The organism is Candidatus Stygibacter australis (assembly GCA_030765845.1).
Classification (GTDB): domain Bacteria; phylum Cloacimonadota; class Cloacimonadia; order Cloacimonadales; family TCS61; genus Stygibacter; species Stygibacter australis.
In genome coordinates, this window is the sequence record JAVCDJ010000083.1 from 1 (window position 1) to 4,435 (window position 4,435).

Consider the following 4,435-nt stretch of genomic DNA (forward strand, 5'->3'; position numbering starts at 1 on the left):
CCATTCAAAATTCATAACTCAAAATTAAAAATTCTGACACTACATTCAGTAGTGCTCAATCCATAAATCCCCATGCCACACACTTCCAGCAGATCACCCAGAGTTTCCACTCCTGGCAGCCAGTTATCGGGTGACAGCTCTTCCAGGTCAAACCCTAGTATCCCTCCTGCTCGGAATATCAGTTTACTCCACAGATTGTGCTGCCTGACTATCTTCCAGTTCTTCCTGTAATTCGCATCAAACCACCTGAGATGGTACTTCTCCCACACCTGCCTGAATTCCACTGCAGCCTCCTTCCAGCAGCCATTTACCTGTTTCTGTGCCGTATAAAAATAATCCCCCTGCTCCGTGTGACTATGTTCATAAGGCTGCCTGGAATACTGAAACCGCTCCCGGAAACTGCTCCGGTATATTATCCCATTTTCCGTTTTACCCACTATGTATTGTAACCACACTGGTGGAATGATCCCTCTCCGGTAAACTTTCTTCTTCCCAAAATACGGTAATTGCCAGGTAAGTATTTCTGTCAGATGCTCAGCAAACCAATTAGTGTAAACCTCTTCCAGATCAGCTTCTGCATCAATTACAATGATCTCCCGCTGGGAATACTGCCTGCCATTTTGATAGCACTTGAGCTCATATTCATTACCATATTCAAACTCAAAATTAAGCTTAGTCCGCGGTGCCAGATTAAGCGCTACTTTCATGCCATCTATTTCAAGGGTATAAGTCCCCCGCTGACTGAGTTTCAAAAATGTATTACAGGTAAAATCATAATCCCCGGCATAGACAAAATAAGGCGTAAAATAATATATTTTCTGCAGAATATCCTTATAACCCTTTTTACGCGGATTAGATATACTCGCAGCAGCACGCACTATGCATACAGTTCGCCGACTAAGTACTGTAGGTGCATATTTCGGTTTATATTTATATTCATAAACCCAAGGCTGCCCGTTACGCTTCCACCGAAATACCTTATTTCCAAAGCGACCATGTATCTCACAAAAGCACTCCACAAATGCAGCATTATTCCCATTTACTCTAATTTGCATGATAAGCCTCCAGCTTAGCGACTACGCTACTGCACGACTTCAAGACTACACGACTGATAACCATATTACTCTTCCTTTTTACATTCTTGTCAGCCTATGGCTGATTCAATTATTTTCACCCCTTCTCACTCTTCACTGTTCACTGTTCACTCTTGACCAAAATCTTGTCAACCCCTTTATTTCCCAATCACTTAACGCTTCATAAATCTGCAACGATCTGCAGCAATCTGCAACGATCTGCACAGTATTTTTTTTATTTGCGGATAAATACTACCTCTAATCAGATTACATAAATTGACTCGTTTTATCACTGACATATCAACCCCCAGGCAACCCTTAGGTAATAAGTAGGCAAGGCAATGGTGATCGGCATAACATATAGATGTCATGCCGTGCCGGCTTGCCTTGCCTACTTATTGCCCCTTTATTGCCAGTATAGTGCCAAATGCCAGCTTTGGAGTACATCGATAATGCCAAAGTGTCGAAGCGAAGGTGAGAAATAGTAGGTGGATTAAAAAATCCCTGATCAAGCATTTAAAGCTCAACCAGGGATCATTTCTGAAATCCAAACCACAAAAGTTATGGATTAAATTTAATATAGCGATAAAGGTAAATAATGTCAACTTTAAAAAATATTATTGTAGCTAAATCGACCTTAACCCATTACTCATCCATGAACTCCATATATATATGAACAAAAAAACTTGCCAAGAAATAAGATAATTCAATCTTATGACATATGATATAAATGGTGTATGGTATTTATTGAAATATAGGAGATATTTAAAGGACAATGAATTTGACTGGAATTGATAAATTAATAAGGACTTATAATGGCAAAAGATAATAATAGTGGCGATATTGGGGCTATACTTTTTAAGACTGCGGATAAACTGCGTAAGAATATTGATGCTGCTGAATATAAACATGTTGTACTGGGTTTGATATTCTTAAAACATATATCTGATGCTTTTGAAGAATTATATAAGAAATTGAATTCTATGGAAGGCGATTATGAATTTGCTGATCCTGAGGATAAAGAGGAATATAAAGCGGAGAATGTTTTCTTCGTGCCTCACACAGCACGCTGGCAGTTTTTAAGCAGTCATGCTAAACAGCCTACGATTGGTAAAACTGTTGATGAATCAATGGATGCCATTGAACGGGAAAATCCTTCTCTGAAAGGTGTACTCCCCAAAGGATATGCAAATAGGAATCTGGACCCTACAAGTCTGGGAGGATTGATCGATCTGGTTAGTAATATTGATTTTAGTGGAACTCAGGAGCGGAGTGCTGATCTGCTGGGTCATGTATTTGAATACTTTCTAGGTGAATTTGCTTTAGCTGAAGGGAAGAAGGGAGGACAGTTCTATACTCCCAGATGTATAGTGGAATTACTGGTGGCAATGCTGGAACCTTATAAAGGTAGGGTATTTGATCCCTGCTGCGGAAGCGGCGGAATGTTCGTGCAGTCAGAGAAGTTCGTTAAAGAACGTCAAGGCAGGATGAATGATATTTCTATATATGGACAGGAAAGTAATCTGACTACCTGGCGATTATGCAAAATGAACCTGGCGATCAGGGGAATTGATAGTTCGCAGGTTATCTGGAATAATGAAGGTTCCTTTTTGAATGATGCACATAAAGACGTGAAAGCTGATTACATTATTGCTAATCCTCCTTTTAATGTGAGTGACTGGAGCGGTGAACTTTTACGAAATGATGGACGCTGGAAACATGGAACACCACCTGCGGGAAATGCTAATTATGCCTGGATACAGCACTTTTTATATCATCTGGCACCAGGTGGACAGGCTGGTTTTGTATTGGCTAAGGGTTCATTAACATCTCAATCATCTGGTGAAGGAGAAATAAGAAAGAATCTAATTGAAGCGGATTTGATTGATTGCGTGGTTAATCTACCGGCAAAGCTTTTTTTGAATACCCAAATCCCGGCTTCCTTATGGTTTATGAGAAGAAATCGTCTGCCTGCACACGGTGCGCAGACGGGTATCCCTGAGCGTGGTGCGCAGACAGGTGGAAAATACCGTAATAGAAGCGGGGAGATACTTTTCATTGATGCCAGAGAACTGGGGCATTTGATAAACCGAAGAACTAAGGTGCTATCATCTGACGATATAAAATTAATAGCAGAGACTTATCATAATTGGCGCAATCCAAAGGCTGGGAACTGCGAGCTCCAGCTCGTAGATAAAAAAGAGTACAAAGACATCAAAGGTTTTTGTAATTCTGCCAGCATAGAAAAAGTGCGGGAACTTGATCATGTTTTGACTCCTGGACGATATGTGGGGCTTGCTGATATAGAGGATGATTTTAACTTTGAAGAAAGGTTTACGCAATTAAAAGCAGAATTTCAAGAGCAATTAAAAGAAGAAGAAGAACTGAATAAAAGAATATTGGCAAATCTTGAGAAGGTGAAAATTGATGAGTGAGTGGAAAGAAGTTGTCATTAGAGATTTAGGCACTGTAATAACAGGTAAAACACCCTCAAAAAATAACCCTAAAGATTGGGGAGACGAAATGCCTTTTATAACTCCATCAGACTATGGCTCTTATGGAAAAGTAGCACTAACAAGTAAACGTAAACTTTCAAAGGATGGTATAGAAAGATTTTATGATAAGGTACTTCCTAAAAATTCAGTTCTTGTAACTTGTATAGGTTCAGATATGGGAAAAATAGTTATGAATGGTGTTGAAGTTGTAACTAATCAACAAATCAATTCGATTGTACCTGATTTAGATAAAATAACACCAGATTATCTATATTATCTGTTAGTTAGTTTATATAAAACCTTAAGAATATATGGAGGAGATGGAACTGCGGTTCCTATTGTAAATAAAGGTAATTTTGAGAAAATAGATGCAATTATTCCTATAATAACAGAACAAAAAGCAATAGCGGAAGTATTAAGCAGTTTAGATGATAAGATTGATCTTCTTCATCGGCAGAATAAAACATTAGAAGCAATGGCAGAGACATTATTCAGGCAGTGGTTTATTGAGGAAGCGGATGATGAGTGGGAATTAACAAATCTTGGTGAAGTAGTAGAAATCTATGATAATAAGAGAATTCCAATATCAAAAATGGAAAGAGAGAAAATGAAATATGGGATTTTATATCCTTATTATGGCGCAGCAACAATAATGGATTATGTGAATGATTACATTTTTGATGGAGAATATATACTTTTAGGTGAAGATGGAACAGTTAGAACTGAAGAGGGATATCCTGTGTCGATGGCACTCAAAACTGGTACAAAGTTGGCACTTTAAACTGGTACATACAAAATGGTACTCAGAATAAAGAAACTGGAGTGCCAATGAAGGGAGTTTCAATGTATCATACCGTAAAGACTTTT

General features: G+C 38.6%; 3 protein-coding genes. 2 read left to right on the forward strand and 1 reads right to left on the reverse strand.

The annotated features are described in order from the left end of the window. Positions 1-11: 11 nt before the first annotated feature. Entirely contained in the window at positions 12-1,055 is a 1,044-nt protein-coding gene (locus RAO94_04745; GenBank protein ID MDP8321640.1) for a hypothetical protein, read from the reverse strand. Positions 1,056-1,888: 833 nt separating this feature from the next. Between RAO94_04745 and RAO94_04750 the strand changes: the two genes are divergently transcribed. Then, the gene (locus RAO94_04750; GenBank protein ID MDP8321641.1) at positions 1,889-3,508 is read left to right on the forward strand and encodes a class I SAM-dependent DNA methyltransferase; all 1,620 of its coding nucleotides are present in this window, start codon (positions 1,889-1,891) and stop codon (positions 3,506-3,508) included. Next, positions 3,501-4,349: a restriction endonuclease subunit S gene (locus RAO94_04755; protein ID MDP8321642.1), complete on the forward strand. Its 849-nt coding sequence runs from the start codon at positions 3,501-3,503 to the stop codon at positions 4,347-4,349. The genes RAO94_04750 and RAO94_04755 overlap by 8 nt, the downstream gene beginning before the upstream one ends. Positions 4,350-4,435 lie beyond the last annotated feature (86 nt).

What these genes read in the sequence shown, in the direction of transcription:
- RAO94_04755 (MDP8321642.1), top strand. Translation starts at nt 3,501, where the DNA reads ATGAGTGAGTGGAAAGAAGTTGTCATTAGAGATTTAGGCACTGTAATA.
- RAO94_04745 (MDP8321640.1), bottom strand. Translation starts at nt 1,055, where the DNA reads ATGCAAATTAGAGTAAATGGGAATAATGCTGCATTTGTGGAGTGCTTT.
- RAO94_04750 (MDP8321641.1), top strand. Translation starts at nt 1,889, where the DNA reads ATGGCAAAAGATAATAATAGTGGCGATATTGGGGCTATACTTTTTAAG.